General features: G+C 41.4%; 22 protein-coding genes and 1 pseudogene. 6 read left to right on the top strand and 17 right to left on the bottom strand.

Features of this window, described 5'->3' with window-relative positions; all coding sequences use genetic code 11:
- The 5 genes from KFO40_RS10295 to KFO40_RS10315 form a co-directional block, all read right to left on the bottom strand.
- The gene (locus tag KFO40_RS10295; RefSeq protein ID WP_211146320.1) at nucleotides 1-1,233 is read right to left on the bottom strand and encodes an MFS transporter; all 1,233 of its coding nucleotides are present in this window, start codon (nucleotides 1,231-1,233) and stop codon (nucleotides 1-3) included.
- 6 nt (nucleotides 1,234-1,239) lie between these two features.
- Nucleotides 1,240-2,880, bottom strand: coding sequence for a sialidase family protein (locus KFO40_RS10300; protein WP_211146321.1), 1,641 nt, complete (start codon nucleotides 2,878-2,880; stop codon nucleotides 1,240-1,242).
- 116 nt (nucleotides 2,881-2,996) lie between these two features.
- Complete coding sequence (locus tag KFO40_RS10305; RefSeq protein ID WP_049702454.1) at nucleotides 2,997-3,908, bottom strand: dihydrodipicolinate synthase family protein; 912 nt, start codon at nucleotides 3,906-3,908, stop codon at nucleotides 2,997-2,999.
- 36 nt (nucleotides 3,909-3,944) lie between these two features.
- A complete protein-coding gene (locus KFO40_RS10310) occupies nucleotides 3,945-4,961 on the bottom strand; it encodes a hypothetical protein (protein WP_049702453.1) in 1,017 nt (338 codons plus the stop codon).
- 47 nt (nucleotides 4,962-5,008) lie between these two features.
- On the bottom strand, nucleotides 5,009-5,761 hold the full coding sequence (locus tag KFO40_RS10315; protein WP_004314826.1) for a FadR/GntR family transcriptional regulator: 753 nt from the start codon (nucleotides 5,759-5,761) through the stop codon (nucleotides 5,009-5,011).
- A 414-nt stretch (nucleotides 5,762-6,175) separates the two neighbouring features.
- Here KFO40_RS10315 and KFO40_RS10320 point away from each other — a divergent pair, with 414 nt between their 5' ends.
- The 3 genes from KFO40_RS10320 to KFO40_RS10330 all read left to right on the top strand — a co-directional run bounded on the left by KFO40_RS10320 (nucleotide 6,176) and on the right by KFO40_RS10330 (nucleotide 9,357).
- Nucleotides 6,176-6,802, top strand: coding sequence for a hypothetical protein (locus KFO40_RS10320; protein WP_004314827.1), 627 nt, complete (start codon nucleotides 6,176-6,178; stop codon nucleotides 6,800-6,802).
- Between the two features lie 300 nt (nucleotides 6,803-7,102).
- Nucleotides 7,103-8,128: an AI-2E family transporter gene (locus KFO40_RS10325; RefSeq protein WP_008025686.1), complete on the top strand. Its 1,026-nt coding sequence runs from the start codon at nucleotides 7,103-7,105 to the stop codon at nucleotides 8,126-8,128.
- A gap of 56 nt (nucleotides 8,129-8,184) precedes the next feature.
- Nucleotides 8,185-9,357: a glycosyltransferase gene (locus KFO40_RS10330; RefSeq protein WP_211146322.1), complete on the top strand. Its 1,173-nt coding sequence runs from the start codon at nucleotides 8,185-8,187 to the stop codon at nucleotides 9,355-9,357.
- A gap of 2 nt (nucleotides 9,358-9,359) precedes the next feature.
- Here KFO40_RS10330 and rimI read toward each other — a convergent pair whose 3' ends face one another.
- The 4 genes from rimI to KFO40_RS10350 form a co-directional block, all read right to left on the bottom strand.
- Nucleotides 9,360-9,818, bottom strand: a complete 459-nt coding sequence (rimI, locus tag KFO40_RS10335; RefSeq protein WP_120069056.1) for a ribosomal protein S18-alanine N-acetyltransferase — start codon at nucleotides 9,816-9,818, stop codon at nucleotides 9,360-9,362.
- Nucleotides 9,818-11,284 carry a RimK family protein gene (locus tag KFO40_RS10340; protein WP_004314832.1) on the bottom strand — a complete coding sequence of 489 codons (1,467 nt, stop codon included), beginning with the start codon at nucleotides 11,282-11,284 and terminating at the stop codon, nucleotides 9,818-9,820. Before KFO40_RS10340 ends, rimI begins: the two co-directional genes overlap by 1 nt.
- A gap of 130 nt (nucleotides 11,285-11,414) precedes the next feature.
- Nucleotides 11,415-12,659: an ABC transporter permease gene (locus KFO40_RS10345; RefSeq protein WP_211146323.1), complete on the bottom strand. Its 1,245-nt coding sequence runs from the start codon at nucleotides 12,657-12,659 to the stop codon at nucleotides 11,415-11,417.
- A 123-nt stretch (nucleotides 12,660-12,782) separates the two neighbouring features.
- A complete protein-coding gene (locus KFO40_RS10350; protein ID WP_007757808.1) occupies nucleotides 12,783-13,982 on the bottom strand; it encodes a pyridoxal phosphate-dependent aminotransferase in 1,200 nt (399 codons plus the stop codon).
- Nucleotides 13,983-14,163: 181 nt separating this feature from the next.
- Here KFO40_RS10350 and KFO40_RS10355 point away from each other — a divergent pair, with 181 nt between their 5' ends.
- Nucleotides 14,164-15,399: a fucose isomerase gene (locus KFO40_RS10355; protein WP_008025695.1), complete on the top strand. Its 1,236-nt coding sequence runs from the start codon at nucleotides 14,164-14,166 to the stop codon at nucleotides 15,397-15,399.
- A gap of 99 nt (nucleotides 15,400-15,498) precedes the next feature.
- Here KFO40_RS10355 and KFO40_RS10360 read toward each other — a convergent pair whose 3' ends face one another.
- The 4 genes from KFO40_RS10360 to KFO40_RS10375 all read right to left on the bottom strand — a co-directional run bounded on the left by KFO40_RS10360 (nucleotide 15,499) and on the right by KFO40_RS10375 (nucleotide 20,448).
- The gene (locus KFO40_RS10360; protein WP_118407360.1) at nucleotides 15,499-16,338 is read right to left on the bottom strand and encodes a histidinol-phosphatase; all 840 of its coding nucleotides are present in this window, start codon (nucleotides 16,336-16,338) and stop codon (nucleotides 15,499-15,501) included.
- Between the two features lie 79 nt (nucleotides 16,339-16,417).
- Nucleotides 16,418-18,286, bottom strand: a complete 1,869-nt coding sequence (locus KFO40_RS10365; protein WP_211146324.1) for an ABC-F family ATP-binding cassette domain-containing protein — start codon at nucleotides 18,284-18,286, stop codon at nucleotides 16,418-16,420.
- 27 nt (nucleotides 18,287-18,313) lie between these two features.
- Nucleotides 18,314-19,120, bottom strand: a complete 807-nt coding sequence (locus KFO40_RS10370; RefSeq protein WP_004314838.1) for a DUF3805 domain-containing protein — start codon at nucleotides 19,118-19,120, stop codon at nucleotides 18,314-18,316.
- Between the two features lie 134 nt (nucleotides 19,121-19,254).
- Nucleotides 19,255-20,448, bottom strand: a complete 1,194-nt coding sequence (locus tag KFO40_RS10375; protein WP_008019595.1) for a hypothetical protein — start codon at nucleotides 20,446-20,448, stop codon at nucleotides 19,255-19,257.
- A gap of 241 nt (nucleotides 20,449-20,689) precedes the next feature.
- Between KFO40_RS10375 and KFO40_RS10380 the strand changes: the two genes are divergently transcribed.
- On the top strand, nucleotides 20,690-21,379 hold the full coding sequence (locus KFO40_RS10380; RefSeq protein ID WP_008025703.1) for a response regulator transcription factor: 690 nt from the start codon (nucleotides 20,690-20,692) through the stop codon (nucleotides 21,377-21,379).
- A gap of 27 nt (nucleotides 21,380-21,406) precedes the next feature.
- Nucleotides 21,407-23,188, top strand: coding sequence for a sensor histidine kinase (locus KFO40_RS10385; RefSeq protein ID WP_004314841.1), 1,782 nt, complete (start codon nucleotides 21,407-21,409; stop codon nucleotides 23,186-23,188).
- Between the two features lie 66 nt (nucleotides 23,189-23,254).
- On the opposite strand, the pseudogene KFO40_RS10390 reads toward KFO40_RS10385, so the two are convergent.
- From KFO40_RS10390 to KFO40_RS10405, 4 genes and pseudogenes are all read right to left on the bottom strand, one after another.
- Nucleotides 23,255-23,562 (bottom strand): annotated as a pseudogene (locus KFO40_RS10390) (nucleotidyltransferase domain-containing protein).
- Nucleotides 23,563-23,827: 265 nt separating this feature from the next.
- A complete protein-coding gene (locus tag KFO40_RS10395) occupies nucleotides 23,828-24,298 on the bottom strand; it encodes an HU family DNA-binding protein (RefSeq protein ID WP_008025706.1) in 471 nt (156 codons plus the stop codon).
- A gap of 215 nt (nucleotides 24,299-24,513) precedes the next feature.
- Nucleotides 24,514-24,822 carry a hypothetical protein gene (locus tag KFO40_RS10400; protein WP_211146325.1) on the bottom strand — a complete coding sequence of 103 codons (309 nt, stop codon included), beginning with the start codon at nucleotides 24,820-24,822 and terminating at the stop codon, nucleotides 24,514-24,516.
- A gap of 189 nt (nucleotides 24,823-25,011) precedes the next feature.
- Nucleotides 25,012-25,359: a hypothetical protein gene (locus tag KFO40_RS10405; protein ID WP_087318765.1), complete on the bottom strand. Its 348-nt coding sequence runs from the start codon at nucleotides 25,357-25,359 to the stop codon at nucleotides 25,012-25,014.
- Nucleotides 25,360-25,493: the final 134 nt, after the last annotated feature.

Below are 25,493 nucleotides of genomic sequence, written 5' to 3' on the forward strand. Positions count from 1 at the left end.
TTAATCTTTCATATCAATTGTTTTAGGTCGCAGACAAGTGACCAGAATAACCAGCATAGCCAGTACCAATATAGCAAGCAGTGCAAAATCACGTCCCAGGTGTCCGGCATCCATTGATTCGCCTAAAAGGCTAGTAATAGCAGCTCCGGCAAATACACCACACATATTCATAATACCATAAGCGGTTGCCCTGTAACGTGCAGATACAAACTGACAAAGAATAGGCATATTATTTGCATCAAACATACCAAAACCTATTCCGAATAACACCGCTCCCATGACCAATGCAAAAATAGAATGACCATATCCGATAAACAGCAGGGAAGGTATGATAAGCCCCAAACCCAACGCACCGGTATAAACTCTTCCACGTACATTTTTTAATACCCATCGATCCGAGATGTATCCACCTGCCAATACTCCGAAGAGTGAAGATAAGGCTATAGAAATGGTAGACATAGGACCTGCTACTGAAATATCAATAGACAAGCTATCAGAAAAAAGAGTTGGTAACCAATTCTTTGCCGCCCATCCCGGAGTACCCGGCACACAGAAATAAAATAAGATAACCCAGAAGAAGACATTAGAGAATAACATTCCCAAGCTCTTCAATACCGGAATCTTTTTCATCTTCTGATTCTCCGAGACATTTCCTCTCTCTTTATCACGTAGGAAAAATGCCAGAATAATACCATAACCTACACCTATAATGCCAAACCAATGAAACGTGGTATGCCAGGAATAGATTGCTGCAAAAGTAGCTCCGAACCCACCAATAGCCTGTCCTACATATAATCCCGTCATATGTATTCCCACAGCCAGCGAACGAGTTTTATCTTTGTGAAAATCGGCAATCAGAGACAAAGCAGTAGGTAAATACAGTGCTTCACTAATTCCCATAATCCCACGCAACCAATAGAGTTGATTGAAAGTGGTGGCATAGCCCATCAGATAAGTAACTCCCGACCATACACACAGACTACCTACAATCAACCATTTACGGTTCACACGGTCACCGATAATACCCGACAAAGGACTCATCAGTCCGTATACCCACAGAAAGACAGCCATCAGACGACCAAAATTGGCAGCCGATTCCAATTCCCGGACATCCTCCATCATCGGAATTCGCATAGTGGAAAGCATTTGCCTGTCCATATAATTCAGCAAAGCAACACCCCACAATAGTCCGACTACTACCCAGGGATATATATTTGAAGTTTTATTATTCATGCCTGTTTACTTTAAAATCTCCGTTAAATCGATTTTTATAAAAGCTAAATCCGACTGACTGCTCTCATATAATATGCCTATTGAATTTTCATCTATGGACGTAATGCAGGAATATCCGGCACTGCGATATTGGTCGAAAAGAATCCAATGTTCCTTCGGCCAGGTCATTCCATCATCAAAACTCACTTTCAAAGTCAGTTTATCCCTTTTCCCATAATCATTCGGATTTACAAAGAGAAGCATGCTTTTCTTTTTTCCTTCTTCTATATATTCATGTCGGTGCAGGCTTGCCATACAGGTAGGTTCCACCAGTGCCTTTCTTGAAGTAGGATGTTCCTTCCAACTCGCTCCCAAATCGGTAGTCGTACAAATTCTCCGACCGTTCACCTCTTTATGTCCTCTGTTCCGGTTGTCACGCATGTTCAACATCAGGGCGCCATCATTCAATTGTACGACACTACATTCCGTTACATCCTGATATGCAGAGTTGCTGGTCACCCACGTCTTTCCGTGATCTTTACTATACGTAATATTTGAGAAAGGAAGTCCTTTTTCATCACGTCCCTGTGTGGGAAATACCAACGTGCCATCCTTCAACGTAATCCCTTGTCCCGGTGCCGGTGCAAACAGCCACCATTCAGGGTGTTTCGTCTTTGCGGTTATATTATCCGGAAAACTCCAGCTAAGACCGTCATCCGTACTTTTCGCTATCATAAACTGGCAGGTTTCTTTTAGTCCTGTTCCGGGTTGGGAGCCTTTTCCTTTCCATTGGTGTGTCCAGACCGTGCTACTTTCATTCAATCCTTCTATCCACTTGCCATCTTTATCCAGCAGGCCATGCATCCACAATCCGGCTACATAAATGTCACCTGTATTTTTATCGACTAGAATACAAGCATCGCTCACTCCATTGTATTTCTGCGGCAAGCCGCCCCATTCTCCCATATCTAATACAGTCTGAACAGGTTGCCAGGTCAATCCCTGATCCGTACTCCGATGAAGAGCAATGTCTATATTTCCTTGCAAATCACGAGAGTAGTCATAACGGGCATCAAAAATGGCTAACAAAGTTCCTTGATTGCTGGTAGCCAATCCCGGAATACGTGACGAAACACACCCATCCTGTCCTTTCTGCCGTACCGCTACTCCTACCCGCAAAGGTTTACTTCCTTTTTCCGAGATTTTCAGATTGCCTTTAGTCGTTTTAATCCGGTTACAGTTAAGCTGAATACGATGATCCAATGAAACCGTATCTTTCAACGTCACGGCTACCCAAAAAGACAAAGAATCCTGATTTACCTGTACTTTATCAGTAAATGATATTTTACGTGTAGCGGGAAGCGCTTTATATAGCAAACGGGATGTATCTATCAGTCCATTTTCTTGTGTACCATATATAGCAACAGAAACAACATCTGCCACATCTGTACTCCCTAATAAATCTAAATCTATTTGCTGAATGGTGTAAGGTTGATTGTCTGCCCTGATTAGAGTAACCTTTAATACAGGACTTGCCGGTTTCTTCACCAACACAGGAATTACCGGTCGTTCCAGCACCCATTTTATTTCTTTACCCAAAGACGTGGCTGGCAATACCAATAATAAAATCATTGAAAATATGATTAATATTTCCCTTCTTACTTTCATATTATTTTTATTTTAGGTAATTTTGAACGCATTTAACTAGATTTGAGGGGAATGACAGAAAGTAAAATAGCTAAACCCCAGCAATATACTTTTACTGTCATCTCCTCTTTTTATATCTAAAAATCGAAGAAATTTATTGCATCCAAATCACCTTTTAATTTGTCATACTCCTCAATTGAAAAAGGTTTAATCGGTAAACGACAACTGCCACAATCAATGCCTATTAATTTCATGATAGCTTTACCTCCACGTACGCCTCCACCATATTTAATGATAACTTCCACTGTACGTATAGATTTCATTTGCCAGGCACGTGCTGTTTCCACATCATTTTGCTTCATTGATTCAAAAATGGCATGGTAAACATTGGGAATATAATTATATGTACTTCCTACGCCTGCCACAGCTCCCATTGATAAACCTGCAATCAAAATCTCGTCAAAGCCATGCAGAACTTCAAACTTATGCTGCTCCAAATCGATGCAAGCCCCCATCTCCATCAGGTTATTATGAGTAAATTTAGTACCTACCAAGTTTGGTATTTTCTTCTTACCCTCTACCAAAAATCTATCTACCGGCAAATTAACCCCTGTGATCGACGGCATATTATAGTAATAGAAAGGCAGTCCACTGGCAGACCTACAAACCGGAGCAAAAAAATCGATCAACTCATCTACCGTTCCCGGCTTGAAAAAAGACGGAGCTATTGAAGCAATGGCATCGGCTCCTGCTTTTTCCGCATGACATGCCAATTCCATAGCACTCCGTTGACAGTTTGAACCTACATGGGCAATCACTTTGAACCGCTTACCAGCCGAAGCAACCCATTTTTCAAGAATTAATTTACGTTCATCAATCGTCAGCGAAGAGAATTCACCAGTCGTACCGCACACAAACACCCCTTTAATAGGAGTTGATGCGATCCAATCAGCATATTTTTCAATAATAGATAAATTTACATCCCCATTTTCATCCATTGGGGTGAAGGTGGCCGCAACCATACCTTCCAGTCTTTCATAATTGTTCATAATGCATTTAATTAGATTTGATATTTCATTTTATTTCTAGAAACTTCCTTTTAGAATAAATGGCGTCCGTATTCCCGGCTGTACCTCACCACTTACGATAAATACCTGATTCCCGGCAGAAACAACATTCGTAGTAACCGGAATGCGATAAGGACATTCGAGCGAATCTACCAGAGAATTCGTACTTGTACTGACTACTCGTAACTTGCGGCTGAATCCCGGATGCTCGGAAGATGTAGGAAGAATCTCTTCCACTCCCCCAAATAGCAGAATCTTATCCTCCCCGTATGGTATACCAGTCCCCGCCATTACAGGAAAAGAACCGATCATTTTACTCCATTTTCCAATGCCTGGCTCAAATACGTACCCCTCCGTATGTTCTACCATCGCCTCATCCGGAGCATAACTTCTTCCGCTGAAAAGATAAAATCGTTCCCCTTGAGCCACGCCTACTGCATAGGAAAGAGAAGGACCATTCCAATCCGGCATTTCTTGCCATCCTCTTTCTTTATGCATCAAATCAAGCATGTAAAAATGATGAGTCGACTGTTCATTTACCATAGTCTCTTGCCCCCCAGCAATATAAATACAGTTATCACCCATTGCTCCCGTTGCATTCGCCAACGGAACCGGCAAAGATGGATAACTGACAGAGTCTATCACAAATGAATCTTCTTCTTTCTTTATCAGGAAAACGTTATCACTACACTGCGTACGATCACACCCTCCAATACACAACAATCCTTCCGGCAGACTTATTGAAACTCCATAAGCAAGCGGGCGATCGAGAAAATCATCATAAACAGTCCATTTTCCCGTTTGTAAATCATAGCTATATAAAGTAGACCACCAAGTTTTCGTTCCTCCTTCCCAAGGATACTTGTCAGGAAAGTTAGCTCCGCCCAGCACAAGCAACTTTCCTTCCACTATCCCGGAATATGCACCTGCTAATCCGACGTTCTCCGGCATGCCGGCGCATCCTGGAAGCAGCAATGAGTTTTCCCATTGCACCTCTATCCTCTTTTCCTTTTTTCTCAAACAAGATGTATTCATAAACAATATTATTAAGGATAAACATAAAATGATGAAATGTAGTCTTTTCATATCCCTTCTACCTTTTCACTACTTTCTTTTTCTGCCATCAACTCCTGACTCCGATTGACCTTGAAAATCTTATAAACCTCAAAATGTCTTTCGATGGCATCCCGGTATCCTTTTTCATCCCCTTTTTTTATAAAATCCAGCAAATCAGCATGAGTAGCTATTTTACCACTTTTACTCATTTCTATATTTATAGGTTTCAAATAATCTTTGAATTTTTCTTTCACATAGACAAGTATAGGGTGAATGATTTCCTGAAATTCGGATATTATTTTATTTCCAGTGATTTTATATAGTTTCGTATGAAAAGCCGATTCACTGATTAATGCGTATTCATTATTCTCAAAAACAATTCCCATTTTCACTATCTCGCTTAATTCTTCGATGTCTTTAGGAGTTATCTTACGGAAAATATCGCTTGATATTCCTATTTCAAGTGCAATTCTGAAATCTAACAGATCTAAAATAGTTTCTTCACTCAAAACACGAGGATCTATCACTCTTTTCATCCCTCCTAAAATAGAAGGTTCGGTCAGAACCATTCCTTTGCGAGGACGTGCATGAATCAGCCCCATCATTTTCAAACGACTCAATGCTTCTCTGACAACACTCCTTGCAACTCCTAATTCTGCAGCCAGATTATTCTCATTGGGAATTGAATCTCCACGCCTTAAGTCATTCTTTTTAAAGTAAGTAAGCAGACTGTCTTCCACCTGATCGATTAATGTTGTTTGATTAATTTCTATCTTCATATTATTAGAATTTTACGATTTGTATTATTTGTCTGACAAATAATACAAATGCAATATTAAGGGATTTTTTTTAGAATACAATAATATTAGTATAGAAAAACACTCACTTATGCTGAAAAACATAATTTTCGGCACAGGACAAGAAACGTTCACTTGTTCAACACATTAGAAGATTATTCCCAAACATTGCATCAATTACTTGTCCGCCTCACATAAAACAAATACCTTTACTGCATAATTTTCATTATCCCCTTACAACAAAACAATTATTTTCTTATAGGAAAACAAATAGTTTTTTATAACAGGACAATAGACACCCTATAACAGGACGAGCAAAATTATACTAAGCAGTTTCATAAAAGCTACAGTAAAAAACAATAAAGAATACAGAGAATATATTTAATTATCAGAATAATGGCATATTACGACTTTAAGAAGAAACCGGCTCTCACTACAAAAGAGGGAGAAAAGGATGTGTTGTATCCCAGCATTGTATTTAACGGCACTATCAACACCAAACAACTATTGAAACAACTCGTTGCCCGCACCGGATACAAGCCGGGAGTGGTAGAAGGTACACTGATGGAACTTGTAGACCTCGTGGGAGAATACATAGGACAAGGCTACCGGGTAGAAGTAGGTGAGTTCGGTTATTTTTCCGGAAAGATAAAATCCCGACTGGTGAAAGATAAAAAAGATCTGCGTTCACCTTCCATTCAATTCAACGGAGTGAATTTCCTTGCTTCCAAAACATTCAAGAAGAAAGCAACGGGTAAACTGGAACGGGCTCAAAAACTATTTTTCCAAGCTTCAAGCCAACTGGATGACGAAGAACTGAAAAGAAGACTACTTGAACACGTCAACCGATATGGATTCATCACACGCACCACATATACCGAACTGACCGGACGACTGAAAAATAAAGCATTAGAGGATTTAAAGCGGTTTGCCAAAGAAGGCATAATCTGTAAAGTGGGACGTGGGAATCAAATGCTTTTTGTGAAAAACCAAGAGGATAGTCAAACAGAGCAGAATATATAACATAAAAAAAGGCTATCTATCCCAGACAGCCAATCTTTGTTAACCTTAAATCTAATACTATGAAAAATACACTACAAAGATACGAGCTTTTCGGTTATCTCCAAATTTTCAGGTCAAAGCAGTGTATCTTATAACATGGTTTAATAGAAACAACCAATCCGTTAACATTTAACATAAATCAATTGGATATTAACGAATATCCGCTCAATGAAACCAAACTGTTTTCATATCGTTATCTCACCATAAAACAAACCTTTCCTATACCTTAATTGTTCATTATATAAACGAATTTCACATGATATGAGCACCAAAGAACAATACTGGAAATATTCCCTCATCGTCATCATCCTATTTATGGGGATCATCATCTTCCGACAAATCACTCCATTCCTGGGAGGATTATTGGGAGCACTCACTATTTATATTCTCGTACGCGGACAGATGAGATATCTGGTAGAAAAACGAAAGCTAAAACGTAGCCTAAGTGCTTTACTGATTACCGCAGAAACTATTTTTGTCTTCCTTATTCCTTTGGGACTGACCGTCTGGATGGTAGTAAATAAACTACAAGATATCAATCTGGACCCACAAACGTATATCGCACCGATCCAACAAGTAGCCGAATTTATCAAAGAGAAAACAGGATATGATGTATTAGGAAAAGATACATTGACATTCATTGTCTCCATACTTCCCCGTATCGGACAAATCATAATGGAGAGTATCAGCAGTCTCGCCATCAACCTGTTCGTCATGATCTTTGTACTTTATTTCATGTTGATCGGAGGAAAAAAAATGGAAGCATACGTCAACGATATTCTGCCATTTAACGAGACCAATACTCAAGAAGTAATCCACGAAATCAATATGATTGTTCGTTCCAATGCCATCGGTATTCCCTTGCTGGCTATCATTCAGGGAGGAGTAGCCATGATCGGTTATCTCCTTTTCGGAGCACCCAACATATTGATGCTGGGATTTCTGACCTGCTTTGCAACCATTATTCCGATGGTAGGCACCGCACTGGTATGGTTTCCCGTAGCCGCTTACCTTGCCATAAGCGGAGACTGGTTTAATGCCATCGGAATTGCTGCTTATGGAGCCATCGTCGTATCACAGTCAGATAACCTGATCCGGTTTATTCTCCAAAAGAAAATGGCAGATACACATCCGCTTATCACCATTTTCGGAGTAGTCATCGGTCTGCCGTTATTTGGGTTCATGGGAGTGATCTTCGGCCCGTTATTGCTTTCGCTATTCTTTCTTTTTGTAGATATGTTTAAAAAAGAATATCTGGACTTACGAAATAACCTCCCGTCGAGATGACGGAACTACCGAAAAATTGTGTACTTTTGCCGTTGTAAAAACGACACTAAAATTTGATGGAAACATTTACATTCAATACTGTCGAACTGATTCTTTTATCAGCGGCAGGTATTCTTTTTATCATTCAGCTCATCTATTATTTTGGCCTGTACAATCGGATACATGCCCATAATAAGGCTGTACGCAAAGAAGAGGTACATTTTTCACGAGAACTGCCTCCACTTTCCGTAATTCTCTGCGCACGCAATGAGGCTGAAAACCTGCGTAAAATCCTGCCAGCCATTCTGGAACAGGATTATCCGCAATTCGAGGTGATTGTCATCAACGATGCTTCCACAGATGAAACCGAGGATATACTGGGAATGATGGAAGAAAAATATCCTCATCTTTACCATAGTTTTACCCCTGAAAGCGCACGTTATATCAGTCATAAAAAACTGGCCCTGACATTAGGCATTAAAGCCAGTAAACATGATTGGCTGGTATTTACAGAAACAAACTGTATGCCGGCAAGTAACCAGTGGTTAAAGTTGATGGCACGCAACTTCACTCCGCAGACTCAAATCGTATTGGGGTATAGCGGTTATGACCGTACAAAAGGATGGTTGCACAAACGTACCGCATTTGATACCCTCTTCCAATCTTTACGTTATCTGGGATTCGCTTTAGTTGGAAAACCATATATGGGTATCGGACGTAACTTAGCTTACCGAAAAGAGTTGTTTTTCCAACAGAAAGGATTCTCCAAATACCTGAACCTGCAACGTGGAGAGGATGACCTATTCATCAACCAGTTGGCAACTCCTTCAAATACCCGCGTCGAAACAGACATCAACGCCACCACACGGATAAATCCTGTGTACCGATACAAAGAATGGAAAGAGGAAAAAATAAGCTATATAGCGACCGCAAGATATTATCAGGGAATACAACGATACCTTTTGGGATTTGAGACTTTCTCCCGTCTGTTATTCTATGTTTCCTGTATAGCAGGCATCGCATCCGGCGTCCTCAATTCTCATTGGTTAGTCGCAGGCATCGTACTGTTAATCTGGTTACTACGCTTCATCATGCAAATTGTCGTTATTAACCAAACAGCCAAAGAAATGGGAGGAAACCGGAAATACTATTTCTCATTACCGGTATTCGACCTTCTCCAACCTATACAGTCGCTGAATTTCAAGATTTGCCGATTCTTTCGAGGAAAAGGAGATTTCATGAGAAGATGAATTCATGGAATCAACCGTTGCATATAAATAGCATCCGAACCATCATGATAATAGCATGGCTTTATTCCTGCCGGAATAAAGCCATTTTTCATATATAGCGCAATAGCGGCAGCGTTCGTCACCTTCACTTCCAAAGTAATTTTAGCAGCCTTACATTCGTTAGCTGTCCGAATCGTTTGGTCCATCAATGCTTGTCCCAATCCTTTCCCTCTGAAATCCGGATGGACAGCTATCGAATAGATCCTTAAATAATGAGTTCCACCATGGAATAATAAGGAGACATAAGCGATTACCCTATCCCCTTCCATCATTACATAGAAAGTTCCTTTCGAGCGGCTTATCAGATAAGCAAACTGTTCTTTCGAAAAGCTATCTTCCCGAAAACATTCCCATTCTATTTCCAAAATAGCAGGAATATCAATCTGCTGTGCTTTACGAACAAATAAACCCGTCTCCATCATCAATAATGTTTCGCCTCCAAGGCCTGTTCAAAATGATTCAGTAACCGGTAATACATTTCATCACCGATAATGGCATCTTCCAACCCATGGTCGATACTCGGATTATCATTGATCTCAATAACATAGGCTTTATCATCTACCATTTTCAGGTCGACTCCATACAATCCCTTTCCGATCAGATTCGCAGCTTTAACGGCTGTATCCAACACTACCCGAGGTACCTGATAAATAGGAATCGTATCTACCAGTCCGCAACGACTTCTGCCCGAATCATAGTGGCAGTAAATTTGCCAATGTCCTTTTGCCATATAATATTTGCAGGCATACAGCGGTACCCCATTCAACAGGCCGACACGCCAGTCAAACTCCGTAGGAGTAAATGCCTGCGCCAGCAAGATAGCCGACTTCTCAAAAAGCATCTTCAGACTTGCTTGCAGTTCTTCCTCATTCGAAACCTTTTTCATGCCAATGGAATAAGACCCATCCGGTATCTTCAGAATAAAAGGAGCCCCCACCTGTTCGCTGATCTGCTCAAACGAATGATCGTTTGACTGAAAAATCAGCGTTGACTTAGGAGCAGAAATTTTTTCCTTTTCAAAAAGTTCTTTCAGGTATACTTTGTTCGTACACCGGATGATGGAAAGCGGATCGTCAATAACGGCCATTCCGTTTTGTGCAGCCAATTGCGACAAATGGAATGTATAATGATTCAATGATGTTGTAGTACGAATGAACAAGGCATCAAATTCGAGCAAACGGATGGCGTCATCTTCCGTAATCATTTCCACATGAATATTCATCTTCTTGGCAACTTCTGCCAATTTATGCAAGGCACCTTTGTTGCTGGGCGGAAATTTTTCCTGTGGATCAACCAATACAGCTAAACTATAACGGGAAGCTTTCGCCGACTTAGGCGCACGCCATATTTTCTTATTAAAGTTATCCAATGTGTTGGCAAAGAAATCCTGCTCTTCATCATTGAGCCGATTCAGAGGAAGAAATTGAATACTTTCGATCTGATTTCTGGGATGAGTATTCAAAGCCACCCTCAATAATGGACAAGGGTAATTCTCAAAAATAAATCGTGCAATCCGTTCCAGACCTTTCTCTCTACATTTGCCAAAGTAAATGTTCAGATACCAAATGTCGTCTTTGACATTGTTCTTCTGTATCCACTGGTAACAGAGGGCTTGCAGACTACGATCCATCCGAACACCCGTCCCGGTCTCCAACTTGTTGATTATATCAACATCCGGAATAACTTTCTGTCCTCTCGTTTGAGCTAACAATGAACAGTAATACCCTTCAGAGTTATAACTGTAATCATCGCTAAGATTAATAACTAACTTCCGGTCTTTTTCTACCGGCTTGTTTTTCAGATAGTCGGAAACAGTCAGGACACTACTTGTCTCGTAATACGGTTTCCAGTCATCCAGATTATCCAACAGGATTAACACATTATTCATAATAGTTAGAAATTAAACCTACAAGAGGATATTAAGTAAATTGGGCGCAAATATAGACATATTATTCACTCCACATCACGCAACGGACTAAATTATTTTTGCAGTAGAAAACGGGTAGAAAAAAAGAGGATTATTCGTATCTCATGGAGCTTGCCGGATTGATCTTAGTGATTAAAAAAGAGGGGCCAATCAGCATCAATACAGAGGCAAACAAAGTGCCTAGATTAATCAATACGAAAAGTAAAATATTAAAAGAAACCGGAACTGTATCTACGTAATAAGTCTCCGGATCAAGTTTGAAGAGTCCGAATTGAGATTGAAGAATACAGAATGCCAAACCAATAGCATTGCCCCAAAGCATGCCTTTGCCAATCAAAAAGACTGCAAACCAAAGAAAGGTTCTGCGAATCGTGAAATTATTGGCTCCTAATGCTTTTAAAATCCCAATCATATTGGTGCGTTCGATGATAATAATCAGTAAACCGGAAATCATGGTGAAGCCGGCAACTCCTATCATCAAAATCAGAATCACCCATACGTTCAAATCCAATAAATCAAGCCAGGCAAAGATTTGAGGATTCAGTTGTTCGATGTTACGCACATAATACACACCTCCCAGTTCATCTTGCCTGTTGTCAATATCAGTTGCGATCTCATAGGTTATATCTTCCAGTTTATCATAATCTTTCACCTGTAATTCCACACCGGTCACCTGTTCCGGTTGCCAACCGTTCAAGCGATTCACCAGATTAAGATCCGTCAGTAAAAAGAGGTTGTCGTATTCGGAGAAGTTCGTCTGATAAATTCCGGCAATCGTCAGGCGACGAGCGCGAATATCATCCTGTATATAATAGGTATATATCTTATCTCCCAGTTTCAACTTCATTTTAGTTGCCAACGCTTTCGAGATAAGCACTTGATTGGTAGATACTGAATCACTGAAAACAGGAATCTTCCCTTCTACCAAATACTCTTTTATAAAATGGGGGTCGAACTCCGGACCTACCCCTTTTAACACCATTCCTTGAAAAGCGTCATCGGTCTTAATCATACCCGGTTTGGTAGAGAAACGCTGCACATGGCTTATCTCCGGATAATCAGCAAGAGCAGTCATCATACTGTCTCCTACCGCAATCGGATGAGTTTCGTAAGAACTGACCGCATCCAGATTAGTTATCTGAATATGCGACCCGAATCCTATGACTTTATTTCTCACCTCACTTTTAAACCCGATAACTACCGCCACCGCAATAATCATCACAGCCAAGCCAATAGCAATACCCGCCATGGCAATGAGGACCGCAGGACGTGACACCTGCTTTCCGCCATCGCTTTCACGATAGATACGCCGGGCTATGAAAAGTGATAGAGACATTGGGTTAAGTATTAAGTATAAAGTATTAAGTATTAGACATAAAGTATTAGGCAATTATACACACGAGCAAACACACAAGAAGCTACGGTTAATACTTAATACCTAATACTTAATACTTAAATTTCATTCTGTTCTTCCCGGATATGCTTCCAAAGCCTTCTGCAAGACAAAAAGCGCACGGGTTAAATCTTCTTTCTTCAATACGTAAGCAATACGAACTTCATTGATGCCGGAACCCGGAGTGGTATAGAAACCGGAAGCCGGAGCCATGAATACCGTCTGACCTTCATATTCAAAATCAGAGAGACACCATGCACAGAACTTGTCGGAATCATCTACCGGGAGTTTCGCTACTGTATAGAAAGCTCCCATCGGGATGGGTGAATAAACACCGGGAATACGGTTCAAACCGTCAATCAGGCATTTACGACGTTCTACATATTCATCATACGTTTCACGAGAATACTCTTCCGGAGCATCCAAAGAGGCCTCTGCAGCAATCTGTCCGATCAATGGAGGACTCAAACGAGCCTGGCAGAACTTCATGACAGCATCGCGTATCTCCTTGTTTTTGGTTATCAACGCACCAATACGAATACCACATTCTGAATAACGTTTGGATACGGAGTCAATTAATACCACATTATTCTCAATACCTTCCAAATGGCAGGCAGAGATATAAGGAGAACCGGTATATATAAATTCACGATATACTTCATCGGAGAAAAGGAACAAATCGTACTTCTTTACAAGGTCACGAATCTGATTCATTTCACGACGGGTATACAAATAACCGGTAGGATTGTTGGGATTACAAATAAGAATCGCTTTGGTACGCTCATTAATCAGTTCTTCAAACTTCTCTACTTTCGGAAGAGAAAAGCCCTCTTCAATGGTCGTAGCAATGGTGCGGATCTTTGCTCCGGCAGAGATTGCAAATGCCATATAGTTAGCATAAGCCGGTTCCGGAACAATTATTTCATCTCCCGGATTCAGGCAGGAAAGGAAGGAAAAAAGTACGGCTTCCGAACCTCCTGATGTAATGATTATATCGTCTGCTGTAAGGTTGATATTGAATTTCGCATAATATCCTACTAATTTCTCGCGATAGCTACGATAACCGGCACTTGGACTATACTCCAATACCTTCCGGTCAATATTGCGTATCGCGTCAATCGCGGCCTGAGGAGTGGGCAGATCAGGCTGTCCGATGTTCAGGTGAAACACATGGACTCCACGTTGCTTGGCAGCGTCTGCCAAAGGAGCCAGCTTTCTGATAGGAGATGCAGGCATCTCGTTTCCGCGAATGGATATGGTTGGCATAATTTTAACTACAAATTACTTAATTACTATTTACTTTTTCTACTTGGAGCTGCAAATGTACGCAATAATTTGAATACAGAGACATAAAAACTTTAAAAACCTTAGCAAGGTTAAAATCGTTATGGTAATTTGAAAAGAAAGCTATACATTTGTCATACGGAAAACTTAAAACAATATCATAATGACCATACACCTTATCTCATTTGCTTCAATCCTTCACAAACAAGTCTCGCTACGTAGCTCACACGAAGCTATTTTAAGCGAAATTGAAAAATATTATACCGTAAAGCTCGTCGATTATCAAGATATGGACAAGCTTAGTAGTGATGATTTCAAAATCATTTTTATCGCTACCGGTGGGGTGGAAAGACTGGTCATACAGCAATTCGAAAACCTCCCCCGCCCTGCCATTTTACTGGCAGACGGCATGCAGAACTCTCTTGCTGCCGCATTGGAAATCTCCACATGGTTACGGGGACGTGGAATGAAGAGCGAAATACTACATGGCGAATTACCTGCTATCATCCTGCGTATTCATACACTATATAATAATTTCCGTGCACAACGTTCCTTATTCGGCAAACGTATCGGAGTCATCGGAACTCCTTCTTCCTGGTTAGTTGCCAGTAACGTAGACTACCTGTTGGCAAAACGTCGTTGGGGAATTGAATATGTAGATATTCCATTGGAACGGATTTATGAACAATTTCAACAAATAACGGATGAGCAAGTCGGAGCATCATGTGCAGCTGTAGCATCGCAAGCTCTTGCCTGCCGCGAAGGAACTCCCGAAGATTTAATCAAATCCATGCGGCTGTACCGGGCAATAAAAAAGGTATGTCAGGAAGAAAATCTGGAAGCACTGACATTGAGCTGCTTTAAATTGATTGAACAAATCGACACTACCGGATGCGTGGCATTATCTTTATTGAATGATGACGGGATAATAGCAGGTTGCGAAGGCGATCTTCAATCTGTATTTACGCTATTAGCAGTGAAAGCGCTTACGGGCAAGGACGGATTTATGGCAAATCCTTCCATGATTAATTCCCGTACGAACGAGCTGATATTAGCACACTGCACCATAGGACTCAAACAAACGGAGAGATACATTATCCGCAATCATTTTGAAACAGAAAAAGGAATTGCCATACAAGGGTTACTTCCAACAGGAGACGTAACGATTATAAAATGCGGCGGTGAATGTCTGGACGAATATTACTTATCTACTGGAACATTGACTGAAAATACCAATTATATTAATATGTGCCGCACGCAAGTACGCATCCGCATGAATACTCCAGCCGAGTATTTTCTGAAGAATCCATTGGGAAATCATCATATTATGCTTCATGGTAACTATGAAGATACATTGAACGAGTTTTTCCAGGCAAATGCTTGCAAAAGAACTGAATAACATCTCAAAACATCCTTAAAGAAAGCGCCTCCTTAATAAACAAAATAAATTACCAGTTTATTAAGGAGGCACTTTGGAGATTGACTAAATTCTATTTCTTTATTCTATTTCTCTTTCTTCCCATTTTCCGTTATGCCACTCTGCAACTGAAGTAAAGCCTGTCTTCTTCAAAGCAGCTAATGCTTCGGAGCGTCCATTATTAATCCGTTCCGGATAATGCGCATCACTGTTTACCTGTACTCTGATACCCAGTTCTTTCAGGAATGAAAAATATCGTTTATTGGGATAGAATGTTCCTAAATCGTGATAAGATTTAGTGTTTATTTCAACGATATAGCCATATTCGGCAATGGCGGTGAAATATTTGCGAACCAACGCATCATACCACGGTTCATCCAATAATCCCGGACGATAACAGGAAGCATTATAATGCATCTTGTCAGCATGACCGACAATATCAAATCCTCCCAATTCTACCATACGAAGCAGATTCTTATAGTAAAGACGGACTACATAATCCAAGTCACCATCGAAGTGCTTGTCTATCAATTGACGGAAAAGATCTGCCGGAGTATCAATATCTACGATTTTTCCTTCCGGAGAGTACAACATATGTACGGAACCTATCCGGTAGTCAAGTGGTAGTTTTTGAAAACAGGGTAAAGAAGGGTTGCTTTCTTCGTTCAGGTAATCTATTTCAAGACCAATGGCAAGCTCTATTTTATCTGCATATTTCTTCTTCAGACGGGAAAATTCGGAAAGGTAATCATCCATTCTATCCCACTCCATCGTCCATGCAGTAGAAAACGGCAGTGGAGCATGGGAAGAAATGCCATAGGAAGTAAATCCTTCACTGATAGCAAAACGAATAAAATCTTCCATATTGGCGCGTCCGTCACAATACAGACAGTGGCTATGATAATTGGTTAGGTTTGTCATACAAGGTTATATGTTGTCCGGGATATATTATCAAAGTTATTATCATTATCAGACTATTCTAGTGATACAATGGCACAAATCAGCCTTCTATTTCACTAAGTTCCAGCCATCGCATTGTTTTCTCATCAATCAGGTCATTGACTTCAGGCAAACGTTTCGATTTCTCTGTCAATTCGTCAACAGAAAGGGTACCGCTACATAAGAGTTCTTCAATCTGCACTTTTTCTGTTTCTAATTCTGCTATCTCCTTTTCCAATTGCTCGAACTCTCGTTTTTCCTTGAAACTCATCTTCCGTTTGTCGTTCAAACGAACACGGGCAGTCTTTTCTTCCTGCGGCTTTTCAGCTTCTTTCTCCTTTTGAGCTTTCGCGTCTTTCCAGTCACGATAGTCGCTATAGTTTCCGGGGAAGTCGCGAATATCTCCCTGTCCATTGAATACCATCAAATGGTCTACTACCTTATCCATAAAGTAGCGGTCGTGAGAAACAACAATCACACAACCTTTGAAATTTTGAAGATATTCTTCAAGCACGTTCAGAGTGATAATATCGAGGTCGTTGGTAGGTTCGTCAAGCACCAGGAAGTTAGGGTTACGCATCAGGATGGTACACAGATAAAGACGACGACGCTCGCCCCCACTCAACTTATAGACATAGCTATGTTGCGTTTCGGGAGTAAACAGAAAATGCTGTAAGAATTGCGAAGCAGTCAGTTTCTTTCCATTCCCCAGTTCAATCACTTCGGCAATATCCTGCACTACATCAATCACCTTCATTTGTTCATCAAACTGAAGGCCATCCTGCGAGTAATAGCCGAAACGAACAGTTTCACCAACATCCACCGTTCCACTGTTAGGCGCAACCTGCCCCATTAATATCTTGATAAAAGTAGATTTACCTGTCCCGTTATTTCCCACAATGCCCATCTTTTCATAGCGGGCAAAGATATAAGAAAAATCATCCAGTATCTTCAAGTCACCGAAGCTCTTAAACAAGTGATCGGCCTCGAATATCTTACTACCGATATAGGATGCTTTCACTTCCAGCTTCACATTATCATTGTTGAAACGTTGCTTTGCCACCTTTTCCAATTCATAAAAAGCATCTTCCCGGTAACGGGCTTTATGCCCGCGTGCCTGCGGCATCCGGCGCATCCAGTCGAGTTCCGTACGGTAAAGGTTGTTGGCACGTTCTATTTCTACACTTTTAGCTTCGATACGTTCCTGACGTTTCTCGAGATAATAACTGTAGTTACCTTTATATTGGTAGATTTGTTGATTGTCTATTTCGATAATCTCCGAACAAACACGATCAAGGAAATAACGGTCGTGCGTCACCATCAGCAAACTAAGATTGGTACGACGCAGGTAATCTTCCAGCCATTCGGTCATATCCAAGTCCAGGTGATTGGTTGGCTCATCAAGGATAAGCAGATCCGGCTCGGTAATCAACGCATTGGCTAAAGCAACGCGCTTCAACTGTCCACCGGACAGTTGCTTCACTTTTTGGTCGAAGTTGCGGATTTTGAGTTGCGAAAGAATTTGTTTGGCTTTCTGTTCATATTCCCAGGCTTTCTCCTGATCCATACGCGCCAGAAGATTTTCCAATCCCGGATGACCTTCAGTCTCCATGCAACGTTCATACTCTTTTATCAGTTCCACGGTACTGTTACCGTGATGGAAACAGGCTTCAAGCACGGTCAACTCTTCGGGATACTGTGGATCTTGTTCCAGATAATCCACCCGAAGGTCACGCCGGAAAACAATGTTACCGCTATCATAACCTTCTTTTCCGGCGATTATATTCAATAAAGTAGTTTTTCCGCTGCCGTTCTTCGCTATCAATCCTACACGCTGGCCTTCAGCAATGCCAAAAGATATATTTTCAAAAAGAACCAAGTCACCGAAGGACTTGGTCAGGTTATCTATCTGTAAATAAGGTACAGCCACGTAATTTAGTAATTAGTTGGTTAGTGATTAGTGATTAATAATCACGGATTTATACTCTTCAATAATGTCGCAAGGTTCTCCAGCCTTTACTTTACTCCATGCCAGTTTCAACGGGTCGATGATACGGTCTTTATATTGTAATACAGGAGCTTCCCGGTTACCGTCAATCAACGTTTTCCATTCCATACCTTCCACTTCATTCGTCAGAATTATACAGACTGTGATGCCGATTGCCAACCATTCCTCTTTCTTTTTCGAGCCAATCTTACCGCTATTAATCACTTGCTGAAGTTTCTCCAGGTCTTCTTCTATTCCCTGAAAATCTTTTTTCAATTCCTGCTTCACGGTGGATACCACCCATTCGTACGCTTCATTAATCAAATAGATTTCAGAAAGACGGGCCGGGATCAGTTCAGCAGGATACTTCTGCCCTTCTTTGCGTACCTCCAAAGTAGCGATTACATCTTCCGCCTCCTTCACAACTCCGCCTTTAGGTACAGTAAAAGAACATTCGAAAGCAATATCGTCAACTCCTGTAATCCACAAATGGGAAGTATAATACGTCCCCTCCTCCTGAAACATTTCTTTGCTATACGCACATTCCCACGTTCCGACTTTCACCAACGAAGCCGAATCATTCTCTTTCAGTTCCTGCCGGATGACGTCTTTACCATAACCGGCTTTTCCTTTAAATGCGGATATACGAAAATTTCCCGTCCATACTTCGGGATTATAGAAAAGAAAAGAGCCTTCGCCATCTTCAAACTCATTCCAGTCTGATGGATAGTTCATAGAAAACCATGCTCCGGGAGAGATAAATTTCTTGCCTTGCATCCTTTTATATTAAAAATGATTACTTGGGCAAAAATACGAATTAATAATGAAGAATGAAGAACGAAGAATGAAGAATTTTGCTGCGCTATGCAAGTATACCGCAAGGATATTCTTCATTCTTCATTTTTAATTCTTCATTTTCCTATCGGCTGTATTTTCCTCCGCACTTCTTTAGAAATCTCCAAAAACATATAATTCAACTTTCCGGAATGGATTCCTTCTTCGTTTTCCTTATACTTCTTATTAGCATACTGCTTCGATTTCTCGAAAGTCAGTAACGACATCTCATTCTGTGATTTGCCTACCATTGTAGAATCCAGTTGTTCATCCGGGAAAAAATCATCCAGATCGACATCACCAATCATCGTTGTCTCCAGGAAGTTTTTATTCGTGTGCGAATTATCCGTATAGTATCCTACAAACATGTGCCCCGGTGTACGTACCAGGATAGGATCAATATTAATGGCGCGAAGCAACGACGCAAACAACACACTCCCATCCACACAATTAATCTGTGAAGATTCCAGTGCATCATCAAACGTACGGACACGCTGCGAGAAAACAACATTGCTCGAAAGGCTGGTATTGGAAACAGAACTATAACGGAATTTACGTTTCTGCAATATATTCCAAAGAGCATACACCTGCTTGTCTACCGCCCCTTTAGCCTTACTTTGATAACCGAGAAAGCGATTAACAATCCGAGTATTCAATGCCTCGCGAAGCAACTGATCGATCATCGGATTCTCTTCATTGACATAAGCCGCAAAGAAAATACTGGTATCGTGAAATTTAGTTCCGTTGGCCACATACCCCAACAGACACTCATTGATGCTACGCACTGAAAAAGTACGCACCCGTTGTCCCAAATCTTTTCCGTTCATCTCCACTGTGATGGCTACGCTTACCGGCTCTGCCTGCACCTCATTTTTCAGTGCCTCATAATTCCAGATGATATCAGGATAAATCGTATATTCCGTTCTGGGCTTGTTTAATACAAATTCCGACACCGAGCGGGAGAAAAAAGGCGTTTCGGCTACTTCAATCCGCACACGACTATAAGCTGTCTTCGATTTCAACCGAACGGCAATACACGACTTCGGATTTCCCAAAGACGTCGAATCCGACGGAACAATCACTTGTGCATCAGTGGTGGCAACAGACAGAATCGCCGAAGGAAATATATTTCCTCCCAGATCGTCTACAATCTCAAAACCGGAATTGAATGAAGTATATTTAAACACAGACATACCGCCAAGGAGAATTAACAGTACCACAACAGATCCTATTATTTCCTTCCGATGTCGTTTTAAGTCAATTTTTATCATTATTTGTAGTTTCTATAGTCAAACATTTCTATTGTATCTCGCTAACAAAGATAACAAATAGCGAGCGTTTTTTCCTCTTACAATCAACAAAAACTTCCATATTCCGTATCAATTCCCGGAATTCACAGAATGTAACACGATTGTAACGTCTGTTTCATCTGCCCGTAACAAAGTCTCCTCATCTTTGCAAAGGATAAAATAAAAACGTAACTTTGTCATATCACATTAATACATATATCTTATGAACGATTACCGTATTTTAGTTGTCGACGATGAAGAAGACCTCTGTGAGATTCTGAAATTCAATCTTGAAAACGAAGGTTATGAGGTTGATACAGCAAACTCTGCCGAAGAGGCAATGAAGATGGATATCAGCAGTTATCACTTAATTCTCCTCGATGTGATGATGGGAGAAATCTCCGGTTTCAAAATGGCCAACATCTTGAAGAAAGAAAAAAAAACAGCAAAAGTGCCTATCATCTTTATCACGGCAAAAGATACTGAAAACGATACTGTGACCGGATTCAATCTGGGAGCAGACGATTATATTTCGAAACCTTTCTCCCTGCGTGAAGTCATTGCCCGTGTGAAAGCAGTATTAAGACGTACGGTAACAACGGAAACGGAAAGAGCCCCCGAACGTCTTACTTATCAGTCGCTCGTTATTGACATCACAAAGAAGAAAGTAAGTATCGACGATGAAGAAGTGCCATTGACTAAAAAAGAATTTGAAATATTGCTTCTACTGGTACAGAATAAGGGACGCGTATTCTCACGTGAAGACATTCTGGCCCGTATCTGGAGTGACGAAGTGTATGTGCTCGACCGTACCATCGACGTAAACATCACCCGTTTACGTAAAAAGATAGGTATATACGGCAAACGTATTGTCACCCGTCTCGGATATGGATACTGTTTTGAAGCTGAATAAGTAATAATACCGAATTAAGCAATTATTATGAACCTGCCTGTAACTCAAAAACATTTTCTTTCTTTCAGCCGGAAGCTGTTCCTTTCGGTTATTTCACTCTTTCTGGTATTTGCCATTTGTTTTATTGCGTACCAGTATCAACGTGAACGGGAATATAAAATAGAACTGCTGAATACAAAACTGCAAGATTACAACAGCAGACTCTACGAACAATTGGAAGAGCAACCTCTTGATAGCGAAATAATCAGCGGTTATATCAACAAACATATTCTGGAAGACTTGCGTGTGACCCTTATTGATGCAGAAGGAAATGTTGTTTACGACAGTTATCCAAATCATAATAACCAAATAGAAAACCATCTGAATCGTCCGGAAGTACAGAAAGCAATAAAGCATGGTAACGGATATGACGTACGTCGTACTTCGGAAACAACCGGAGTTCCCTATTTTTATTCGGCCACTCGTTATAAAGATTATATTGTCCGTTCGGCTTTGCCTTATAATGTCAGCCTCATCAACAACCTGCAAGCAGACCCGCACTATCTATGGTTTACCATCATCGTGACCTTATTATTAATGATTATCTTCTATAAATTCACCAACAAACTGGGCACTTCCATCAGCCAGCTCCGTGAATTTGCCATGCGTGCCGACCGAAACGAGCCTATCGAAATGGCTATGCAATCCGCTTTTCCACATAATGAACTGGGAGAAATCTCACAACACATCATCCAAATCTACAAACGATTGCACGAAACCAAAGAAGCTCTCTACATCGAACGTGAAAAGCTAATCACTCATCTCCAAATCTCGCACGAAGGATTAGGAGTATTCACAAAAGACAAGAAAGAAATTCTAGTCAACAATCTTTTCACCCAATACAGTAACCTGATTTCGGATTCCAACCTGGAAACAACGGAAGAAGTCTTTGCCATCAACGAACTAAAAGAGATTATTCATTTTATCAATAAGAATCAGCAGGAACGCTCGAGAGGAAAAGGCGAAAAACGAATGTCAGTTACCATCAACAAGAACGGGCGGACATTTATCGTAGAATGTATCATCTTCCAGGATGCCAGCTTTGAGATTTCCATCAACGACGTCACCCAGGAAGAAGAACAAGTAAGACTCAAACGCCAACTGACTCAAAATATTGCCCATGAGTTGAAGACTCCTGTCAGCAGTATTCAAGGATATCTGGAAACCATTGTCAGCAACGAGAATATTCCACGTGAAAAGATAAACGTATTCCTCGAACGTTGTTATGCACAAAGCAATCGTTTGAGCCGGCTGCTACGCGACATCTCCGTACTCACCCGCATGGACGAAGCCGCCAGCATGATTGATATGGAACGAGTGGATATTAGTGTACTTGTCGGAAATATTATCAATGAAGTATCTCTGGAACTCGACGAAAAGCATATCACAGTAATCAACTCTCTGAAAAAGAGCATACAAGTCAAAGGTAATTATTCATTGTTATATTCCATCTTCCGCAACCTGATGGACAATGCCATCGCATACGCCGGAAGCAATATTCAGATAAATATCAACTGTTTCCGTGAAGATGAGAATTTCTACTATTTCAGCTTCGCCGACACTGGTATAGGTGTATCACCCGAACATCTGAACCGTCTCTTCGAACGCTTCTACCGAGTAGATAAAGGTCGCTCACGCAAACTAGGCGGAACAGGATTGGGACTGGCTATTGTAAAGAACGCCGTTATTATCCACGGCGGCAACATCTCCGCCAAGAACAATCAGGGAGGCGGACTTGAGTTTGTATTTACACTGGCAAAGGAGAAATAGAGGGGTAGCTACATTTTAAAACATTTCCCGAATCATTACTTCGGCTTCCTTCATCCAAGATTTCTCTCATAACACGACACCTTCATTGGTGACGTTAATATAAAAAGGGAGGGGGTAAATGGGCAGCTCTCCCAAAGTTTTTTGAGCGTGACTATCGGGCTGATAGAGACTCCGGTTTTCAGTTCCAGTTCGTAAAGTGGCAGTGTGATAGATTCTTCGTCCTTCAATGTCATTTTCTCGCCGTCGAGCAGGATAAGCAGATCAATATCACTGTCGCTACGCGCTTCGTTCCTTGCTTGCGAACCATATAAAATAGTTTTTGCCGTAGGAGCCACGCGACGTATAATCTCTCTTATTTGTTTCGTTTCATAAATTTTCCATTTATTATAATCAATGCTACGGGCAAAGATAACAATTCCGGTGCAGATTGTTCTGTCAAGAACCGATTATTTCCCCCGGCACACAAAGAAAGATTCGTTTCTCTCATCCGGCAGCAGGCTACAGCAGCGGCGAGTGAAAACGAATCTTTCATCTTAAAGGGTCGTGCGGCAATGCCGGAAGGAGCCTTTGGCAATACAGAAAAGTCCTTTTGCGGTGCAGGAACCCGTCCTTTTTATAGCACCGGAAAAGCATCCGGCTTTATGCTGCCGGATCGGGAGCCTCTCCTCCCCCTTCACCACCACCGCCACCTTCGCTGGGAGTAGTGGATTTTCCGCCCCATTCTTCCCAGAAGATATTGGAATCGACGAGGGAACGGGTGGTAACCTGGTTGTTGGATGAACGGCTCGTTTCAGGGATGAAGCGGACACGGACGCCGGTGATTTGCTTGGCAGTCACTTTGTCGGGGGAGTCCACTCCATTGCCCGAAGCAACGGCTGTGTAGTAGAATGTGCCCACGCCGTCGAGTTTGACGGTGCGGCCGTCTGCCATGTAGCTACCTAATACGCTGCCAAGGGACTTGAGCACGGCAAAGGTGTCGGCAGGGCTTACGGTGGATTCAATGGCAAGACGTTTTGCCACTTCGTCCGTCGTGACAGGTTTGCCAACGGTGATGGATTGCGGATACCACATTCCATTGATTTTCTGTTTTACTTTCTTGAAGAATCCCATAAGTTGATGTTTTTTACCTCTTCCCTGCCGCATCCCGATAGGACTAATACTCGGTGACGGACTTTGCTTATCTCGGTGACGACCTTTGCCTACCTCGGTGTCGGACTTAGCCTACCTCAGTGACGACCTTTGTCTGTCCGTGTCTGCAAGCATTTCCTGATGAGGTGCTGCAAGAAGGAAGCGTGATTAATAAATGTTGCGAATTATCTCAATTATCATATTTGCCGTTCCCCTCCGTATTCCGCCAGCGCGCAAAGCAGTTCGCCCAGTGCAAGGCCGCCGTTGAAGGCTGACACGTAGTTCTGCGTGTCGGTCACGTCCTCGTTGAAATGGTTGAGACGGTCGGTGATGGGGGAAAGGAAGAAGATGGCACGGGGCTGGCTCATACGGTTGTCTCCATCGCACGGGGTGTTTATCAGGTCGGGGAATGGCAATACAGCGGGACGCAGTTTGGGGTTGGTCAGGGCGTTGAGCACGGGTTCCGTTTCCCAGTTTTTGTTGATGATGACGAGTATCTTTTTCATAAGTGTGATGTTTTTTATGGTTTTTACTTTAGGCAGTTGCATCACTTCCGGCAATTGCTTGTTTCTAAGTGTTGGTATTTGAATATACCGAAGTCCTTTTTCCGAGTCAGCGATAAGAAAAACAGACTTCGGAGTTAATGAAAATACTTCCTGCCTCCTAGTCGATCATTTATTCAAATCCTTCAAAGGCTACATTAAGGTCCCACAAAGCTCCGGAAAGAATAAATACGGCGGTGCGATTGGCATGGGGTCATAGGTCAACCACGTCGAACCATATACATCACTGTGTGCGCTGATAGCAGCATAGGCGGTCACCAAATCACCAGGGAATATATACCCATCCTTACGAGATTGCTTTTTTTCTGCATCTCCGATATGATCGTTAAGGTCAATCATACCGCTTTGTCCAACGTCAAAATTGTCAGTAGCACCACATTTGTAGTATGCTTCTGAATCTGAAGCCACTTTTACGTATCCTTTTAGCATGGTTATTGCTCCAGCCTGATTTTTTAATTTAATTTTGCTGATACTTTCCATAAATTTAAATTTTAAAAGTTGTACATTCTTGTTTCGCCGTTTCCTTGTTTAACTCCTTTCTTTAGCGGAAACGGAATAAGGTTATTGTATTTATTAACGGTCACCCGAATGGTCACGTACTGTCGGTAGAACTT

The sequence above is a fragment of the Bacteroides sp. 1001302B_160321_D4 genome (assembly GCF_015667765.1).
GTDB lineage: Bacteria > Bacteroidota > Bacteroidia > Bacteroidales > Bacteroidaceae > Bacteroides > Bacteroides xylanisolvens.

Coding starts and splice junctions, on each gene's coding strand:
- KFO40_RS10375 (WP_008019595.1), bottom strand. CDS start 20,448: ATGATAAAAATTGACTTAAAACGACATCGGAAGGAAATAATAGGATCT.
- KFO40_RS10340 (WP_004314832.1), bottom strand. CDS start 11,284: ATGAATAATGTGTTAATCCTGTTGGATAATCTGGATGACTGGAAACCG.
- KFO40_RS10385 (WP_004314841.1), top strand. CDS start 21,407: ATGAACCTGCCTGTAACTCAAAAACATTTTCTTTCTTTCAGCCGGAAG.
- KFO40_RS10345 (WP_211146323.1), bottom strand. CDS start 12,659: ATGTCTCTATCACTTTTCATAGCCCGGCGTATCTATCGTGAAAGCGAT.
- KFO40_RS10310 (WP_049702453.1), bottom strand. CDS start 4,961: ATGAATACATCTTGTTTGAGAAAAAAGGAAAAGAGGATAGAGGTGCAA.
- KFO40_RS10315 (WP_004314826.1), bottom strand. CDS start 5,761: ATGAAGATAGAAATTAATCAAACAACATTAATCGATCAGGTGGAAGAC.
- KFO40_RS10370 (WP_004314838.1), bottom strand. CDS start 19,120: ATGCAAGGCAAGAAATTTATCTCTCCCGGAGCATGGTTTTCTATGAAC.
- KFO40_RS10405 (WP_087318765.1), bottom strand. CDS start 25,359: ATGGAAAGTATCAGCAAAATTAAATTAAAAAATCAGGCTGGAGCAATA.
- KFO40_RS10325 (WP_008025686.1), top strand. CDS start 7,103: ATGAGCACCAAAGAACAATACTGGAAATATTCCCTCATCGTCATCATC.
- KFO40_RS10350 (WP_007757808.1), bottom strand. CDS start 13,982: ATGCCAACCATATCCATTCGCGGAAACGAGATGCCTGCATCTCCTATC.
- KFO40_RS10355 (WP_008025695.1), top strand. CDS start 14,164: ATGACCATACACCTTATCTCATTTGCTTCAATCCTTCACAAACAAGTC.
- KFO40_RS10360 (WP_118407360.1), bottom strand. CDS start 16,338: ATGACAAACCTAACCAATTATCATAGCCACTGTCTGTATTGTGACGGA.
- KFO40_RS10295 (WP_211146320.1), bottom strand. CDS start 1,233: ATGAATAATAAAACTTCAAATATATATCCCTGGGTAGTAGTCGGACTA.
- KFO40_RS10300 (WP_211146321.1), bottom strand. CDS start 2,880: ATGAAAGTAAGAAGGGAAATATTAATCATATTTTCAATGATTTTATTA.
- KFO40_RS10330 (WP_211146322.1), top strand. CDS start 8,185: ATGGAAACATTTACATTCAATACTGTCGAACTGATTCTTTTATCAGCG.
- KFO40_RS10395 (WP_008025706.1), bottom strand. CDS start 24,298: ATGGGATTCTTCAAGAAAGTAAAACAGAAAATCAATGGAATGTGGTAT.
- KFO40_RS10400 (WP_211146325.1), bottom strand. CDS start 24,822: ATGAAAAAGATACTCGTCATCATCAACAAAAACTGGGAAACGGAACCC.
- rimI (WP_120069056.1), bottom strand. CDS start 9,818: ATGATGGAGACGGGTTTATTTGTTCGTAAAGCACAGCAGATTGATATT.
- KFO40_RS10380 (WP_008025703.1), top strand. CDS start 20,690: ATGAACGATTACCGTATTTTAGTTGTCGACGATGAAGAAGACCTCTGT.
- KFO40_RS10305 (WP_049702454.1), bottom strand. CDS start 3,908: ATGAACAATTATGAAAGACTGGAAGGTATGGTTGCGGCCACCTTCACC.
- KFO40_RS10320 (WP_004314827.1), top strand. CDS start 6,176: ATGGCATATTACGACTTTAAGAAGAAACCGGCTCTCACTACAAAAGAG.